Here is a 463-nt window from a genome sequence, read left to right as displayed (position 1 = left end):
GGTGGTGCTCCTGCAAACTTTGCTTATCATGTATCACAGTTCGGATTGAACAGCCGTGTTGTAAGTGCAGTAGGCGATGACAAACTCGGCATGGAGATTTTAGATAATTTCCGTGAAAAGAAATTGAATGCTATGGTAGAGATAGTGCCTTATCCTACCGGTAAAGTACAGGTAGAGCTGGATGCAGAAGGAGTTCCTTGTTATGATATAAAGGAAGGGGTAGCCTGGGATAACATTCCTTATACACCGGCCTTGGAAGATCTGGCAAAACATACTAAGGCTGTTTGATTTGGTTCATTGGCTCAGCGTAGCGTTGTATCACGTGATACGATCAATCGCTTTACTGATGCTATGCCTCCCGAAGATACACTGAAGATCTTTGATATTAATCTTCGTCAGGGATTTTATACCAAAGAGATTCTTTGTAATTCATTTAGCAAATGTAATATCTTGAAGATAAACG

1 protein-coding gene is annotated in these 463 nt (G+C 40.8%); it reads left to right on the top strand.

What is annotated here, in order from left to right; genetic code table 11:
- A partial coding sequence (locus D4A39_RS19170) for a PfkB family carbohydrate kinase (protein ID WP_199699494.1) occupies nt 1–288 on the top strand: 288 nt, incomplete at its 5' end.
- Nucleotides 289–463: the final 175 nt, after the last annotated feature.

The sequence above is a fragment of the Alcanivorax profundi genome (assembly GCF_003597125.1).
Taxonomy (GTDB): Bacteria; Pseudomonadota; Gammaproteobacteria; order Pseudomonadales; family Alcanivoracaceae; genus Alcanivorax; species Alcanivorax profundi.
Note: the sequence above shows the minus strand (reverse complement) of the source record. Positions and strands in the feature narration are given on the sequence as shown.